The organism is Arthrobacter sp. UNCCL28 (assembly GCF_900102805.1).
GTDB classification, from domain to species: Bacteria; Actinomycetota; Actinomycetes; order Actinomycetales; family Micrococcaceae; genus Arthrobacter; species Arthrobacter nicotinovorans_A.
Map to the genome: position 1 here is coordinate 66195 of NZ_FMWE01000003.1, position 16827 is coordinate 83021.

General features: G+C 59.7%; 11 protein-coding genes. 9 read left to right on the forward strand and 2 right to left on the reverse strand.

The features are described 5' to 3' along the window. Nucleotides 1–53: 53 nt before the first annotated feature. The 4 genes from BLQ01_RS08975 to BLQ01_RS08990 all read left to right on the forward strand — a co-directional run bounded on the left by BLQ01_RS08975 (nucleotide 54) and on the right by BLQ01_RS08990 (nucleotide 3659). On the forward strand, nucleotides 54–1364 hold the full coding sequence (locus BLQ01_RS08975) for a type IV secretory system conjugative DNA transfer family protein (protein ID WP_175493393.1): 1311 nt from the start codon (nucleotides 54–56) through the stop codon (nucleotides 1362–1364). Further along, on the forward strand, nucleotides 1361–1861 hold the full coding sequence (locus BLQ01_RS08980; RefSeq protein ID WP_091551253.1) for a hypothetical protein: 501 nt from the start codon (nucleotides 1361–1363) through the stop codon (nucleotides 1859–1861). Before BLQ01_RS08975 ends, BLQ01_RS08980 begins: the two co-directional genes overlap by 4 nt. A gap of 84 nt (nucleotides 1862–1945) precedes the next feature. Further along, entirely contained in the window at nucleotides 1946–3103 is a 1158-nt protein-coding gene (locus BLQ01_RS08985) for an ArdC-like ssDNA-binding domain-containing protein (RefSeq protein ID WP_175493394.1), read from the forward strand. A gap of 52 nt (nucleotides 3104–3155) precedes the next feature. After that, nucleotides 3156–3659, forward strand: a complete 504-nt coding sequence (locus BLQ01_RS08990; protein ID WP_091551256.1) for a single-stranded DNA-binding protein — start codon at nucleotides 3156–3158, stop codon at nucleotides 3657–3659. Between the two features lie 981 nt (nucleotides 3660–4640). Here BLQ01_RS08990 and mobF read toward each other — a convergent pair. Together mobF and BLQ01_RS09010 are read right to left on the reverse strand one after the other, a co-directional pair. Next, nucleotides 4641–8207: a MobF family relaxase gene (gene mobF / locus BLQ01_RS09005; protein WP_091551261.1), complete on the reverse strand. Its 3567-nt coding sequence runs from the start codon at nucleotides 8205–8207 to the stop codon at nucleotides 4641–4643. Next, nucleotides 8204–8539 carry a hypothetical protein gene (locus BLQ01_RS09010; RefSeq protein WP_091551262.1) on the reverse strand — a complete coding sequence of 112 codons (336 nt, stop codon included), beginning with the start codon at nucleotides 8537–8539 and terminating at the stop codon, nucleotides 8204–8206. Before BLQ01_RS09010 ends, mobF begins: the two co-directional genes overlap by 4 nt. A gap of 801 nt (nucleotides 8540–9340) precedes the next feature. Here BLQ01_RS09010 and BLQ01_RS09015 point away from each other — a divergent pair. From BLQ01_RS09015 to BLQ01_RS09035, 5 genes are all read left to right on the forward strand, one after another. Further along, the gene (locus BLQ01_RS09015) at nucleotides 9341–10405 is read left to right on the forward strand and encodes a zinc-dependent alcohol dehydrogenase family protein (protein WP_254779310.1); all 1065 of its coding nucleotides are present in this window, start codon (nucleotides 9341–9343) and stop codon (nucleotides 10403–10405) included. Nucleotides 10406–10454: 49 nt separating this feature from the next. Next, complete coding sequence (locus BLQ01_RS09020; RefSeq protein WP_091551264.1) at nucleotides 10455–11939, forward strand: aldehyde dehydrogenase family protein; 1485 nt, start codon at nucleotides 10455–10457, stop codon at nucleotides 11937–11939. Nucleotides 11940–12488: 549 nt separating this feature from the next. Next, on the forward strand, nucleotides 12489–13016 hold the full coding sequence (locus BLQ01_RS09025; protein ID WP_091551266.1) for a nuclear transport factor 2 family protein: 528 nt from the start codon (nucleotides 12489–12491) through the stop codon (nucleotides 13014–13016). Between the two features lie 89 nt (nucleotides 13017–13105). Further along, nucleotides 13106–14239, forward strand: a complete 1134-nt coding sequence (locus BLQ01_RS09030; RefSeq protein ID WP_091551267.1) for a substrate-binding domain-containing protein — start codon at nucleotides 13106–13108, stop codon at nucleotides 14237–14239. A 41-nt stretch (nucleotides 14240–14280) separates the two neighbouring features. Next, on the forward strand, nucleotides 14281–16827 hold the full coding sequence (locus BLQ01_RS09035) for an ATP-binding cassette domain-containing protein (protein WP_217638358.1): 2547 nt from the start codon (nucleotides 14281–14283) through the stop codon (nucleotides 16825–16827).

The window sequence follows — 16827 nt, forward strand, 5'->3', positions numbered from 1 at the left end:
TCAGCAAGCCGAGCATTCACGATGTTTCGTGGACACTTGGGCGCTCCCGCGGGGTGACCATCCATGTTTCCACCGAAGAGTCGATGGTCATTCAGGGGGCTCCTCGCTCGGGCAAGGGCCTATACGTGGTCATCAATGCGATTCTCGATGCGCCCGGTGCTGTTGTCACCACATCAACGCGAGCTGACAACCTGGTGGTCACGATGCGAGCGCGGATGTCTGATGGGCGGCCGGTTACAGTCTTTGATCCTCAGGGCATGTCGGGTCTGCCAACGACGCTGCGCTGGTCGCCGGTACGTGGTTGCGGTGACCCCGATATCGCAACCCGACGGGCTCTTGTGATCACTGCAGATACAGAGATGAAGGGCGAGAACGCCGCGTGGCAAAAGCGCTCGCTGATCGTGCTCCAGTGCCTGCTCCATGCGGCAGCGCTGTCAGGGGAGGGCATCGCAGCATTCCGCAGATGGTCGTCCAGTCCGGTGTTGGCCAGGGAAGCGCTGGATATCCTGGGGCGTCCCGGCGCGGCACTGGGGTGGCAGGCAGATCTGATGGGGATCTTGGAAGACGACCCCCGGAACACTTCCAACTCTTGGATTGGTGTCTCAGCAGCCGTGGCTCCGCTTTCATCTCCGAGGGTGTTGGCGGCACTGAACCCAGAGGACGAAGCTCAAGAGTTTGACCCCAAGGACTTCATTAGGCAGCGGGGGACTCTCTACCTGATTGGCACACGCTCTGGAGCGGCGGCCGCTGGCCCCTACCTGTCCGCTCTGATCGACGACATCGACAACGCCGCGCGAGAGCTGGCCTTCGTCGCATCTGGAGGCCGACTCGATCCACCGCTTTCCCTGATTCTCGACGAAATAGCGAATCTGTCGCCGTGGCCCGGTCTGCCTGTGGTGCTCTCTGATGGTGGTGGTATCGGCATCTCGACGCTGGTGGTTCTGCAATCCCTTTCACAGGCGCGGAGTGGATGGTCGATCGAGGAGGCGGCCACCATCTGGGATTCCGCGATTATCAAGGTGATTTTTGGCGGAGGTTCGGATGAGCGTGACCTGCGCTCGCTGGCGGGTCTGCTGGGGGAGCGGAGCCTGATCCTAAACACTCGTTCCTGGTCCTCTCAAGGACGACAGGACGGCGAGCAGATTCGAGAGAGTCCGGTGATCCGTCTGGATGAGATCCGGCGTCTTCCTGTTGGCACGGCGCTCATGCTTGGTCGCCGCACGAGGCCGATTCTCTTGGACCTGCGTGACTGGCATAGGCGGAAGGATGCCGCTGAGCTAGGGCGATCGAAGTTGGAGACCGAGAGAGAGCTAGCCGCCGGCCACCTGAGTCGGCAGGAAGCGAACAACGAGGCTGACTCATGAGTACCCAGGCGGACGATTCTGACTTCGAGGTGGGGCGCGTATCTGACTTGGATGATGAACTCACGGCGGAACTGTTCCGTTCCTCGTTCCAGCCCTCGCCGCGCAGCGTCGGGGTGACCCATCGGTGGCGGGATATGTCATCTACGCAGGCGGAGGTGGTGTGGCAGGGCCTCTTCGATTGGGTTCGGTGGCTTGTTGCCACTTATCAGCTGACGACGTCAGTGGTGCCGGACTGTTGGTGGCGGCACTCAGAGATAGTGGCGGAGCTGTATGCGCTTCAACGGGCGGAAGCGGCGTCCTTCACGTCAGATGACTCGGGATTCGGTCCACTGGCGTTCCACGAGAGGCTGCCCCACGGCGTCGAACGTCTCCGATCCCACACTCGGACCGCCGGGTGCGTCGGGCTGCAGGCCCATAAGGAACCGGTCGCGAGGATTGTGCCGGCCGAGCCGGACTTCGACGACTGGAAGCTGGGCACCCACCAGACCCGCATCTGATTTCGTCATGCCGTTGCCAACTTCCATCGACATGAACAGGTGATCCCTTTCTAGGGCTGTCTAGAAGCACGAAGGATGGCTGTCGTGGCCTCTGCATCTGAACTGAATGCTGACGCAAGCGGGGCTGAAGAAGCCGCCGCGCCGCCGTCGATCGCACGCCTGTCACCCGAGGAACGCATAGCCGAACTGACCAGGGGACTCCATACAGCCCTTGAGGAAGCCATTGATTCGCCCATGCGCTGGCAAGTTCTGCTCGACGCGTCCGCAACCCTGTGGCGGTACTCCGGAGGTAACGTCGCCCTGCTGATGATGCAGATGGCACAGCGCGGTACACAAGAGCCGACGCTGGTGGCCGGCTACAAAGAGTGGGCCCGGCATGGGCGAACGGTTCTGCGGGGAGAGCACGCGCTCTGGGTGATCGCGCCCCGGACGGCCTCGATGCAGGAACTGATTTTGCCTGACGGAAAGCGCAAGCTCCTGCCAGCGAATCAGGCTGCACCTGATGATGCTGTCAGCAGGGGCAAGAAGAACGTGATCACGGGTTGGCGCGGGCAGGCGGTCTTTGACGTCACCCAAACGGAGGGCACGCCGCTGCTGGTGCCTCGTGCTGATGCTCACGGTGGGGCGGACGTGGGTGACCTGTGGAGTTCCCTGCGGGAGGTTGCGAAGGAACACAGCTTCCGGGTTGAGGTGTCGGGATTTCAACACGGCTACACCAGTGGTTATACCGACTTTGAGGCTCGTCGAATTCAAGTCGGTGCCTGGATGAACGACGAGGAGCGGGTAGCGGTTCTTGCCCACGAGCTCGGTCACGTCCTTCTGCACGGACCGGACGACCGTCTGGGGCGACTGTATGGCAGCAGCGCGAACCATCGCGGCCTGGCAGAAGTGGAAGCCGAATCAGTTGCCTATACCGTCCTGCGGGCCCACGGCATCGATCGTGGACCGCAATCAGCGTCCTATCTCGCTGGCTGGGCAGACGCAGTGATAAGAGCGGAGAAGGACTTGAAGCACGGTTCCGCAGATGGCTGGGTGCCGACGTCTCGAGTCGACATCGCGAAGTCCGTGCTGGGGAGGGTGACCGGGGCTGCCAAGGGGATCCTGGCGGTCTCGGATCCTCCCGGGTTCGGGGGGAAGTTCGCTGCCGCCAGTGCTGACCGGACCGTTGCGGACAATCCGACGTATGCCGGCGTCCCTGGACCGAACGCGTCATTGAATGGTCCCGAGATTGCTGGTCCTTGAACGCACAGGTGTCCGTCGGGAGAGGCCCGTGGACTAAGGAAGGTAACCCATCATGAATACAAAGATCCCCATCACTATCACGGGGAACCTGGTCGCAGATCCCGAACTGACCATCGGGGAATCCGGCACTCCGCACGCGAAACTCCGCGTTGCCGTGAACCAGCGGATTCAGAACCCAGATGGCACCTGGCGAGACGGCGAACCGGTCTTCCACAACGTGTCTGCGTTCCGGATGCTCGCGGAGAACGCTTCTACTTCTCTGAAGAAGGGTGACCCTGTGACGGTATCGGGAGAGCTTGAGTTCCGGTCGTACGACAAGGACGGGGAACGACGTGAAGCTCGGCGGATCATAGCCGACACCATTGGGCCGGACCTTCGCTTTGGCACTGCGACGTATCAACGCTCGGCCCGAGCGGTCGCCGAGCCCGAAGCCGCTGTGGAGGCTGCAGGGCCACAAGCGACGACGGCGACTGGCTGGCCCGCGTACAACGTGACGACGAAGGGGCCGGTGGCGTCCCCTTTAGACGGAGCTCCGGTGAATGACATGACGGTCTGACCCATCTTCGCCGTTTCAGGCCCACGCCTCCCTCGGGGAGGCGTGGGCTCTTTTTATGGGCGGGAGCCGCGTTCGAACATATGTTCTAATCTTGTTTGTATGAGACCAAAGCAAGACTCCATCGCTTTCGCCCGCATGATGGCACAAATAGACGCCGACAATAGCCACCCCAAGCCTGACGACGGCAAGATCATCGAGCTGGAACCTGGTAGTCAGCCTCTCGTTCGCGTGGGGGAGATATATGGTCGGGCGATCAAATACACGAGGACGTTTGGGCTGGTCGAGTGGGTGGATGACCGCCGGATCTATCACGTTGAGTGGTTCCCGGCGGGGCAGGTTAGGCGCGTGGACGAAGAAACGTGGAGGGGGCGGCCGCTGTAGGTTCTTGGTATCGGCTTCCTCTGGCACAGGTCGGTAAGCGAGTGTTAAATGACAGCCGGAGTTGGCGAAAGTGACTACACGAGTGGCGCCCACGCCAAGACATGGTCGCCGCTGATGCGATACGTCTCGGGCCAGGGAGCTCCCGGTTGCACCTGCGCTGGATCTGGTCGAATCAGCAGAACAGTTCCGGGCCAGATGGGCTCGGGGAGGGCTTCGATCCATGCTGGTTGGATGTAGTCGAAGTGATTCCACCTGATGGTGATCCAAGAGCCGGTCGGCTGCAGAGCGTCTACGGTAAGAACTGTAACCTCGGTTGTGGTCCCACCGGCCGTCTTCAAGCTCTCGATCCGCTTCCATTGTGCAGCGGTTTCGTCCTGCCACTGCCGTTGGCTGCGAAGCCGTTGGGCCCAGAAGAGCACGACGACTACACAAGGAGTCGTGAGGGCGACTAGCACCCAGGCCGTCCCGGAAATCGTGAGGCTTAGAGCCGTCAGGATTACGGCAAGCACCAGCGTCACTGCGCTCGCCACGATCAGAGCGGATGTTGCTACTCTCGGCCTGAGGACTGGGTTCATCTGCATACTTGCTCCAGCTTCCAGTTTAAAGCTGCCACCCCGCGCTTGTCAGGCTTATTGGGGAGTCGAACCCATACAAGTTACCGGCATCTTTCAGCCCTGACTCTGGTGTGGCGGCTTGGGTGATTTCTTGCCGTAGGTGGTCCCACTGCGCTCGCTGTTCCCATTCCCAGTCCGCCGGAGTCGGACCAAGGGCGAGCGCCGCGCTATTCACGCCCCACCGATCCCGGTACACGGCCACATCACGGAGCATTGCGGCCGACTCGAACGGATCTGCACCCGCCTCGATGTCTTTTCGCAATAGTTTGGCCCATTCAGGATCATCGAGTAGAACCGCGTTGGCGACGTGCTCCGCACGGTTCCCAATCCGCCGTCGTACTTGGGCCAGCAAGACTGCAAGGTCTGCGCGGTCTATCGGCAGCTGCTCAGTCAACGGATCGATGGGCGATGGGGGCATCGCCGAGCAGAACCTGCCAAGCCGGGCGTGGGCAACGGCGGTCAGGTCCAGCGCATTGGCTTCTGAGCCCAGAGTCTCGTTCAAGGCGCGATGGGCTCCAAGGCGACTGATGTTGTTGGCACGTCGCCAGGCAGCGACGGCGGCGCCCCAGGCCGGCGACTCGCGCATCTCCTCAGCGCGACCGGGCATGAGGGAGTCGATAGCCTTTACGAGATCCATACCCGCAGCGATTTGAGCCAAGTAGTCGTACTCGCGGCTCAGACGCTCGAGGCTGTCGGCGTGCTGCCGTTCGAAGTCCCGTACCTCGTGAGCCGTTCGCTCCGCACCTTCAGCAGCAAGGACCTCGCCAAGGATCACCCGCCAGCTCGAACGGGCAGTCGGGTCCAGGATTTCGTCCTCGTCCGGGTCGTTCTCGCTGACGTAGGCCGTGTTGGAGTGCCGGCCCCGGGTCATGCTGACGTACAGCAGTTCCCGCGTGAGACGGCCAGGGGTCACTACGGTGTGGCCGGTGTCGACAGTGAGGCCCTGACTGCGATGGGCCGTTGTGGCGTAGCCCAGCTCCAAGGATGACTCCACATAACTGCTCTGCAAGAGTAGGGCAGCTCCGGTGTCTTTGCGTATCGCGTTTAGAACGCCGTGGCGTCTATCGACTCCCGTGACTTCGAGCAGCGCCCCATTGCGAAGGAACTCACCACGATCGTCGCGAACGGACCTGTCATTTCGACGCGCAATGACGATGTCGCCGAAACCGGCTCTCAGCCCGTCCCGAAGGACCACGGTACGTTCCGCGTCCACGGCGCCCAGTCTGACCCGGTCGGCCTGGGCCCGTTCATTGAGCATTTGGACGGTCTCGTTATCAGGAGCTATCAAGACCGAAACTCGGCCAGCCAGAATGTCCGCATGCCAAGCGGAGTAGGCACGGTCGACCATGTCCGAGTAATGGCCATGCAGTATGCGATCGTGTTCCTCGTACTCTGCGAGCACAGACGGACGTCCCTCACGAAGCCCGAGGGAGGCTGACCGTTCCCACGGATCCTTGAAACGCCAGATCGTGCTCAACTGGGCAGCCTTCCCCTGCCGATCAAGCCAACCAAGCACACCGCCGGCATCGATGGAATCGAGCTGGGCCGGATCGCCAACCAAGAGGAGCTTGGCGCCGGCTTCCGTGGCTTGGCGGACCAGGGACGCGAGTTGGAGCGTTGAGACCATGGAAGCTTCGTCGACTATTACCAGCTGGTTAGGCCGGAACAGCCATTGGTTCTGTTCGGCGGCCAGACGGGCGACCTCCTGTTGAAGGCGGCCAACGATTGGGCCCCTGGTGGCCGCTGCCACACGGAGTCGATCGTCCGCTCGGAAGAACCGCCCTGCCCGCTCGGCCGCACCGGCCCCCACAGATTCATGCAGCCACTTGGCGACGTTCTCAGTGACCATTCGCAGCTCCGAGCCGAGAACCTCGGCGCTCGCAGCAGCCGGTGCCAAGCCAACAACGCTGCCCAGCCCATACGATGCCTCCCATGCTGCTTTGACTGCGCCAAGGGTGGTCGTCTTTCCAGTCCCGGCCGGACCGACGATAGCGTCGAGCCTGCTGGAGCTCAGCAGGACCTCCGACGCTGCTGTCAGCTGATCATCGTGCAGGGGGGACCCTTCGCCTTTTCTGTAGGAGGTGAGCGTCTGGAAGGCGAGCTCGACCGGCACGGTCGGACCGCCGCCGTCGTTCTTCGCCGCCAGGATTTCGTCCTCAAAGGCGAGCGTCGATTCATCGGTGTAGAGGCGTGACCCGTGGAAATCGAAGACGCTGCGTCCGGCGAATCGCAGATCATCGGCCGCATCCGCTGGGACGCCGTAGCGGTACCGGTTGAGGGGTACAGATTGAAGCTCGGCCGCTGTGGCCACGGCCTCGATCAGCGCGTTGCGGTCGGCGGGGGACGCGCATCGGATCTCAGCGCACACGCGCTCACCCTCGGCGATCAGGTTCCAACGATTCCAGGTTGAGCGCTTGGCCGCCACACGTTGTCGGGTGACAAGCCCGACGGCTGCTATCCAGTCGTGTGCAAAGTCGCCAAGGCGAAAAGGACGTGAGCGGGAACGCTGGATGGTGGCAGCCACGACTGACTCGGGATCGAAGTCCTTGTTCTTTGCTCTGTCGCGCCACTGTGCGGACAGAGTTCGTAACGGTGACGGCTCAACGTCTTTGGGAGTTCGCGTCGAGAGAGTCGCTTGCTGGCGCAATTTCACGATGGTTGTCGCTGTCGGGCGAGCTCCGTGCTCCGTGGTCCACTGTTTGACCAAGCGATCGGTTTCGATGTCGATGAGCCTTGAACGGTTGGAGAATTCGCGGACAAGGGCTTCAGAGATGCCAGTGAGTTGCTGGCTTGGATTATGTGTGTTTTGCGCTGGGACTCGGATGTCGGTGTCCGTGCCGAGGCTGGTGTGCAAGGCATCGAAGAGCAGCCCGTTGTAGTGTTCGCTGGCGGCGACGACGGCTTTGTATAGGGAGCGGGAGTCCAAGGTGACCCATGCACCGTCCGTGACGCGCTGGACTCGGTTCGCGATGACCAGGTGGGTGTGGAGCTGAGGGTCGCCGGCGCGGGATTCCCAATGGTCGAAGGCTGCGGCCATCACTCCTCTAGTGCCGACGTGAGCAACTCCGTTTCGCCCGGATCTGGTGTTGATGACCTGATCTTCCATCCAGGCCAGTGTTGCTTCGATGGCTTTGTGGTGGGTCTGAAGGATCTGCTCTTGGAGGTCTCGTGGGCTGAGCGCCCACAGCGTGGAGACTGACTTCGGGACGCTGAAGGTGAGGTCGAAGCCGGCGACGGCGTGCTTCGTCGAGTTGTGATTGCTGGGCTGTTGGTTGATCGGCGGCTGCCCGTGGGGTCTCCCTAGCGGTTCCTTGCTGTCGGGGTGGGTTGCGTTTTGGAAGATGGAACGCCCGTCAGCTTCAGTTACTTTTTCGCCTGATGTCCGGGCAATGCCGCGGAGTCCGCTACCCAGCCAAAGACCCTGAGGTGTTCCGGTTTTCACGTAATAGCTGATGGTGTCCGGGGGAGTAGGGGAGACGTCGTCCAGCATCGTGGACTTGAACAGGTACTTGAGCCCTGAACGTACGGAGAGCCTGGCAATGGACATTGTCATGGCCGTGTTCCCGAGCGAGTCTTGGATGGCAGCCAGCCTCGCCGACGGAGGAGGTCGAGTGTCACGGGGTCGAGGGCGATGCCCTTAGCACGCGAAATTTGGAGCAAAACGGCGGCTACACGGGCGAGGTCTTGGACGTTCGTTCGCTGGGCTCGCTTCAGGCGCAGGACTTCGTTGTGCAGGAGGCCGTTCTTGGTTTCCAGTTCGTCGTAGATGGCATGCAAGCGTTCCAGTTCGGAGGACTGCGATCGCAGCTCTGTTAGGAGCCGGTCAACGTTTTCGTTGTATTCGGATTCGGAACGCGTCTGCTGTTTGGAGTTCTGCCTGTTCACACCAGTTCATGTAGTCCGTACCCACACCCCGCATGATTTAACGGTCCGCTTGCCTTGGATGCCAGAGGTGTGAGAACGGGTGTGAGAACGGGTGTGAGCAATGATGATGTGCGGTGGGGCCAGGAAGATCACTCACGAGCGAGTCTGTTTGGGGCGTGACCTGTTGGACTGGCCAAAGAAACTGAAGCGCCAAGCGAGCAGGCTGTGGCGCGGTTTTTGTACGCGCGGAGGGGACCTGTTGGAGTGGCCAAAGAGACTGAGATGTCGGCGAGCTTCTGCCTCGGGTCCGCCGGAGTCAACTTCGCCAGGGCTAGTCCAGACAATCGGGCCATAGTTCCTGTGCCTCGGACCACGTAAATGAATCCGAGCTCGGGGTGGCCGGCCGGCGGGTCTCGCAACGCGCGCCAGATACGGTGGGGCCGTTCGCAGGCATTAGGGACTGGGTGAGCGTTGTCGCAGGCGACTGCATACCTTTGAGCGGCCATCGGCCCCTGGGAGTGCTGCATGATTCTATGCGCTTCATGATCTGACACCATCCTTGGTTCGAACCTGCGATAGCCTTCAGCGATTTCGCCAACAGATATGAACGAACGCTTGTTCATATCTTAGAATTTTGCTTCATGGCCGTCAACCCCCTGAGTGATGGCTGTCGGCTCGAAGGCGCGGTTCTGCCTGGTGTGCCAAATACCGCCGACAACCCTATTCCAATTGACACCGTGTGAGACGCAGGTAACAATATCTATAGCAAACAAGCGATTGTTCGCCCTTGTGATCAAAGGTGATCTGGCCCTAGGGGCCAAGATGGAGAAGAAGATGAAAGCACTAGTACTCACCGGCTTCGGCCAGGACCTTGAAGTGTTGGACGTGCCGGTGCCTGAGGTGACGCCCAAGGGCGCATTGATTCGCGTCGAAGCGAATGGCATTTGTCGCAGTGACTGGCACCTGTGGATGGGGGACTGGGACTGGCTCGGTCTAAATCTCGAATTGCCTCACGTCATGGGACATGAGTTCGCCGGGGTCGTTGAAGAGGTCGGTGGCGAAGTCGGCCGCTACAAGAAGGGCGACCGAGTGGTCGTCCCTCATGCTCACGGCTGCGGTGCTTGTGAGTATTGCTTGGCGGGCCACAACAACATCTGCGAAAACGTATCCTTTGCCGGAACCAATTACTGGGGCGGCTACGGCGAGTACGTACAGGTCCCGGACGCCGACCGGAATTTGGTAGCACTTCCCGACAATGTCGACTTTGACGCTGCCGCCGGCCTCGGATGCCGCTTCATGACCGCCTTCCATGGCGTAGTTGACCAGGTGCAAGTGAAACCGGGCGAATGGGTGGCCGTCCACGGGTGCGGTGGCCTCGGCCTGTCGGCCATCCACATTGCGGCCGCCATGGGGGCCAATGTCATCGCTGTAGACATCAACGAAGACTCACTCGCTCTCGCGAAGTCGTTGGGTGCGGTGGCCACCGTCAATGGACGTAACGAGGACCCGGTTACGGCAATCCGCGAAATTACTCAAGGAGGCGCCCATGTGGCGGTGGATGCCTTGGGCATCTCCATCACCTGCCAGGCGGCCGTCAACAGTCTGCGAAAGCGCGGCCGCATGCTTCAGGTCGGTCTGACCTCCAAAGAGGAGAAGGGCATGATTGCTTTGCCCATCGACAGCATCGTGCTTCAAGAACTGTCCATCGTCGGGTCTGCGAACATGCCAGTCTCCCGGTATCCGGACATGATGCGCATGGTCGAGCGGGGAATCCTTAACCCGGGCGCGATGATCACCAATCGGGTGGGGCTTGAGGAAGCTGCAGGCATTATCACCTCCATGGGTGAGTTCAAGGGTACGGGCGTCAGTGTCCTTAACCGCTGGTAAATACGAGTCTCACGGCAACAAACAACGGCATCACTGAAAGGCTGCAGCAATGAAGATGATCATCAACGGAGAGAGGCGGGACGCCCGAGACGGCGCCTTCTCTGAAACACTCAACGTCGCGACCAACGAAGTCATCGACACGATTCCATCGTCAACTGTGGAGGACATCCAGGAAGCGCTGGAGCACGCCCAAGAAGGTGCGAGGGTTTGGTCGGAAACACCCGCGCACCGACGATCCGAGATCCTCACCAAGTTCGTCGCTGCACTTCGGGAGAACATGGATGAACTTGCCGTCTTGCTGGCCGGCGAAAGCGGCAAGGTTCTCGCCCACTCTAGGAATGAGCTGGAAACGGCCGCTCGAATATTCGAAGGATTTGCGGAAGAGTCCAAGCGCATATTTGGCCAGTCGATTCCGTTGGACATCCAGCCTGGCCTCGAGGGTGACCTCCTCATCACCAAGCGTGAACCACTGGGTGTCATTGCTGCGATTCTTGCCTTCAACTTCCCTGCAGAGCTTTATGCGCAGAAGGTTGGCGCTGCTCTCGCTGGAGGCAATGCTGTGATCGTCAAGCCGCCCCAGGATGATTCGCTCACGTGTATCCGAATGACGGAGCTGCTTCTGGACGCCGGCGTACCGGGGTCCACGCTGCAGATTGTCACCGGATCAGGCTCCGTTTCTGGCGACTACTTGTCCCGAAGCCCCTTGATCAACGGGCTAAGCTTCACCGGAAGCACAGCGGTCGGAGAGCGGATTGCTGAGAACACCGCCCGCAACGTGGTCCGCACTTTCTTGGAGCTCAACGGCAACGACGCGTTCATTGTGTGCGACGACGCAGACATCGACTTGGCGGTGCAGCACGCGGCCATCGGTCGCCTTTACGGCAACGGCCAGGTATGTGTGGCCACCAAAAGGATCTTGGTGGAAGAATCCAGGTACAAGGAGTTCCTCGAAAAGCTCACGGCCCAAATCCAAGGCAAGAAGGCCGGAGATCCCACCGACCCTTCGACTGAAATAGGGCCCCTTATTAACGAGCGGGCAGCGAAGGATGTCGAAAGTCAGATCCAGCAAGCCATCTCTGAAGGTGCGACTCTCCGCCTCGGAGGCAAGCGTGACGGCGCATTCGTCGAACCCACCATCCTTGAAATCACGAGGGAAGTCGGTATCGCAACCGATGACGAGATCTTCGGACCAGTTTTCTCGCTCCTACCGTTCCGCGGTATCGACGAGGCAATTGAGATTGCGAACTCTTCTTCGTTCGGGCTGGGCGGCGCGGTCTTCTCAGCTGACTTCCACAAGGCCTTCTACGCTGCCGGAAAGATGCAGACAGGAATGGTTTCCATCAATGGTGGCAACTGCTACCGCCCGGATGGCAGCGCCTTTGGTGGCTACAAGAAGAGTGGCATCGGCCGGGAAGGCTTCCTCTATACACTTGAGGAGTTGACGCAGATCAAGAGCATCATCATGCGGGGAATTCTTACGAGTCCGTTGTCTCAAAATTCTGCAACTGGGACGGAAATTATTACCGGCGATTAAGCCGGGCAGGCTGGCTGGCCCTCGGGCCAGCCAGCCTGGAACTTAATTCTCTGGCTCATAAACAATTTATCGATGAATTAATGTCCTATGAGATCTGTGCGGGATCGCAGTTTTAGGCACCTTTGATTCATGGACGTGTTTAACTACTTCATATTCACTGGTGTGCCTTCAGCGACTTGAACTTAGGCTCACTCAAATCCTGCCCGACACGCCCATTCCGTACGAGTTCGTCGTCTGGCTTCGATCATGCGGCTACGGGCAGAAGCTTGTCCTGGCCGTGGTGAAAATCCTCTATTTTGGACCCTGAGATGACCATGAAATGATCATTTCAGAGGTCCATTTGCTATTTAACGACCGTTGGCTTCGATCTCTTCTGTTGTAGAAATTTTCCTCAATTTGAGCATTGACAAAGTGGCTTGTATCACAGCAAACTAGTGTATGTTCGTATCGAGTCAGCCTGCTGGATTGTTCTGCCAAGGCAAATATGAGGCGTGCAATGGAGCAGCCTGAGACGCAAAGTCTGCATCTCAATTAGAAGAGGCACTGAAAATGTCAACCGAAGTAAATGAAAACCGCACTACGAGTCCGTCCATTGAGGAGCTCACTCGACGGCTCGTTCGACTTGAAGATGTTCAGGCAATCGAGAAGCTGAAGTACACGTACGCCGGCTACTGCGATGATTCCTATAACCCCGAGGGCATCGCCGCCCTTTTCGTTGAGGACGGGCGTTGGATCGTAGACGGCGAAGGTGCAACCCTAGTCGGACACGACGCAATCCGCGGCCACTTCACAGCCCTTTCCGAGCGAATTCCGTGGGCCCTTCACTTCGTAATGGCCCCCAACATTGTCGTGGCCGAGGACGGACTGAGCGCCAAAGGTACCTTCTACCTGCTGTGCCTGTGCACGATCGAACAGACAGAGGATCCCTCGAAGAAAGACGCAGTCGTCCTCACTGTCACGTACTCGGACAAGTTCGTCAAACGAGACGGCACCTGGTTCTTCGAGGAGCTGATTGGCCGCACCCACCAAGTGTCCAACTGGGACAAGGGCTGGGTTGAGCAGCAGTTCCGGGACTAGTCCTGCGGAAGTTCCGCCGCGCTATACGCGCACGACGTCGACGCAATGGTGCGTCGTCGCCTAACCACTCTTTTGTCAAAGGAACCATCATGAAGAGCTCACGAAATTCACGGCGCACGGGCGTTGTGGCCGCAGCGGCAATGACCGCCCTGCTTTTTTCTGGCTGCACAGTCGAAGGCCCGAACGCAGCAGCACCTGGCGCAGCTGGCACCCCAGGTGCTGCGAGCTCCGGAGGCGCTCCAATTCCGGTCGACCAGATGTGTGGAGACCGACCGATCAAGATCGCACACGTTGCCGGTTTCGGCGCCAACTCTTGGCGTAAGATCACGGAGGCGGAGCTCCGGGATGAACTTTCCGCATGTAAGAACGTGACTGTGGACTACTCACAGGCTGACGGTGATTTGCAGAAATACATCACTGCCATCAACTCCTATTCCGCCCAGGGGTACGACGCCATTGTCACCTATGATGACTTCGGCAGCCAGGCGCTCAGTGCACTCTCCAACGCCAAGAAGGCCGGTGTGGTCGTCGTCCCCTACATCGCCGATCCGGGCGGAGAGGTAGGTGTCGACTACGACGGTTACGTCGCCTACGATTTCAAGACCGAGGGCGACACCATGGCCAAGTGGCTGGCGAAGCAAGTCCCGGCAGGCGGCAACGTCATCTTCACAGGCGGACTTCCCAGCGGCAGCCCATCCACGGTTGAACTCCTCAAAGGCATTGAGGCCACAAACGAACAGCTGGGCGCATTCAAGATCGCAACCCCGGAACCTATTGCCTCCAGCTGGGATCCTGCGTTCATGCAGCGTGCAATGTCAGGCGTGCTGACAAAGTTCGAAAAGATCGACGGCTGGGCCTCTGACTATGGCGTCGCTGATCTGGGTGGCCTTCGTGCCATGGTCAACGCCAACCGTCCCATTCCTCCACTGGCGACTTCGGCGACCGACAACGAGCTCGGATGCTTCTGGCTGGAAAATAAGGACAAGAACCCGAACTTCCAGCTTCTCACACTGGACGGCACCACAACGGTAGTGCGAATTGCCGGACGCAAGGCCTTGGCTGCTCTGAACAAACTCCCGGACAACGAACCCGAACTCTTCCAGCTGCCGACTTTCGTGGACACTGCCAACGGCAAGCTGCCGACCTGCAATAAGGACCTGCCGCCGGACGCAGACCTGTCTTCCGCCCTGACACCTGAGAAGTTGAAGGCAGTCTTCCAGTGACCTCCTCACTCCATGGAACCGCGAGAAGGGGGACCACCGTGATGCCACAGGATCCGCAAAAGCTGATCGGGAAAGAACCTGATGCCACCACCATGGCAAACGATTCGGTCGTCTTGAGGCTGGAAGGCGTCGACAAACGATACCCCGGTGTTCATGCTCTCAAGAATGTCTCTCTTGAGGTAAGCAAGGGGGAGGTTCATGCCCTTGTCGGAGAAAACGGTGCTGGCAAGTCCACCTTGGTCGGCGTAGCTGCGGGGGCCGTTTCACCGGATCTGGGCTCTGTCCAGATCGGCGGTGCGTCCACGGACGCCCCCAATCCTCAGTGGAGTCGGGAACAAGGGCTCGCGATTGTGTACCAGGAACCTGCGTTGCTGCCGCATCTGACAGTGGCGGAGAACATGCGATTGGGGATGCCTAAGAACCTGCGCCCGACAGTAAGGGGCCAGGTTGCCTGGGCTGAGGAAGTTCTCAGCAGTTGGAAGAACGTCGCTTCGATTGATCCGCGGGACCTGGTCAGTAGTCTTAGGCCCGATGCCAGGTTCGTTGTCGAAATCGCCAGAGCCATGGCAGAGGATCCCAAAGTCATCATTCTGGACGAACCAACTGAACATCTCCTCCCCGCGGCAGTCGACGAGCTGTTTCACCTCATTGACGCCGTGGTTCAGCGCGGCGGGTCTGTCGTCTATATCTCGCACAAGATCAACGAGGTGAAGAAGGTCGCGAACACCATTTCGGTACTCCGGGATGGTGCACTGGAAGGGACCTTCCCCGCACAGGACATGACCGAGCAGGACATCGTGAACCTTGTCGTGGGCCATCAGAAGTCCCGCGAGTCCGCCAGCGTGTCGTCGCTGGACGCGTCAGCACCCACGCAGTTGAAGGTCGAGGACCTCAGTGGGCACGGCTTTTCCGGCCTCAATCTGGAAGTTCGGAAAGGCGAAATCGTGGGGTTCGCCGGTATCGAAGGCCAGGGCCAGCGGGACGCATTGCGCGCCCTCGCGGGGCTGTCCCGCAGCAAAGGGTCGGTGACTGTTAACGGGGTCAATGTGAGGTTGGGCAGTACGACCAACGCGATGCGCGATGGGATTGTCTACCTTCCCCATGACCGGCACAACGAAGGCATTTTCTCGCGGCTCAGCCTTCGCGAGAATTCGTCTATTGGCTCGATTGCACAGCTCGCCCGCGTGGGAGTGGTGAGCTCCCGTCGTGAACAGAATTCGGTCATCAAACAGTTCGCTGCCCTGAGGGTCAAGGCCCCGTCTGCCGAAGTGGACATTGACACGCTCTCAGGCGGCAACCAACAGAAGGTGGTTCTCAGTCGCGTGTTGCTGGGAGGCTCGCCGATCCTGTTGGCCGACGAACCAACTCAAGGTGTGGACGTCGGAGCCCGCGGAGAGATTTATCAGATTCTACGCACGGCGGCGGCAGAGGGGGCGTCCATCATCGTTCTGTCGTCGTCGGCCGCCGAACTCGAAGAACTGTGTGATCGTGTTGTCGTCTTCTCTCGAGGACATGCAGCGAAAGAGCTGGTTGGTGAAGAGGTTTCCGAACGTCGGATCACGGAGGCTGCCCTCACAGCGAGCCAGCACCGCAGCACAGTCCCCCGGGGCAATCAGCCTGTGAAGAAATGGAAACGAAAACTCGCCGAGAACGATCTCATGCCGGGCGGCGTCCTTCTCCTCGCTACTATCGTGCTCGGAATCGTCGCCGCCTCTCAGAGCAGCTTCTACATGACGCCCAGAAACTTCGGGCTTGTCCTGCCTTTGGTCGCTATTCTCGCTTTCTTTGCCATCGCACAACAATTGGTAATGATGGTCGGTGCCATCGACCTATCAGTCGGGCCTTTGGCTGGTTTCCTCGTGGTTCTGGGGTCCTTTGTTCTGTCAGAGTTCCGGTCGCCAGTAGGAATCGGACTCGGGATACTCATTGTCACGCTCGCGGCCGCAGCCGTAGGGGTGGTCAATTGGTTCCTGACCACGGTCGTGAAAATCACCCCTCTGATCGCCACGTTGGTGACGTTCACTGCACTCCAAGGATTCGCGTATTTACTGCGGCCACTTCCCGGCGGTCGAATGGACCCGATGTTCACCGGCTGGGTTACCTCAGCCTGGGGTTTCATCCCATGGATGCTCATCCTGGCCATAGCAATAGCCCTCGTCCTAGAATTCACCCTGCACAAGAGCCTCTTTGGTATCCGTTTGAGGGCCGTTGGCTCAAACGCAGCAACGGCCAAGAAAGTTGGTGTTAAGTCCAACCTGGTGGTCCTGGCAGCATACGTCGGTTGCTCGGTGCTCGTGGTCCCTGCATCGCTCCTGCTCATGGCCCAGGCGGGAACGGGAAATGCCAGTATCGGCGACAGCTACACGCTGGCGAGCATCGGAGCCGTCGTTCTGGGCGGCGCCAGTATTTTCGGAGGCCGTGGTTCGTTCCTGGGTGCCATCATGGGGGCCATTCTTGTGATCCAGGCGAACACGGTTGTTCAGTTCCTGGGACTTCAAATGTACTGGCAGCAGTGGTTCATCGGTGGACTCACTCTTGCCGCAGCGGCCTTCTACTCCAAGACTCGCGCTCTTTCGGAACGGATATAG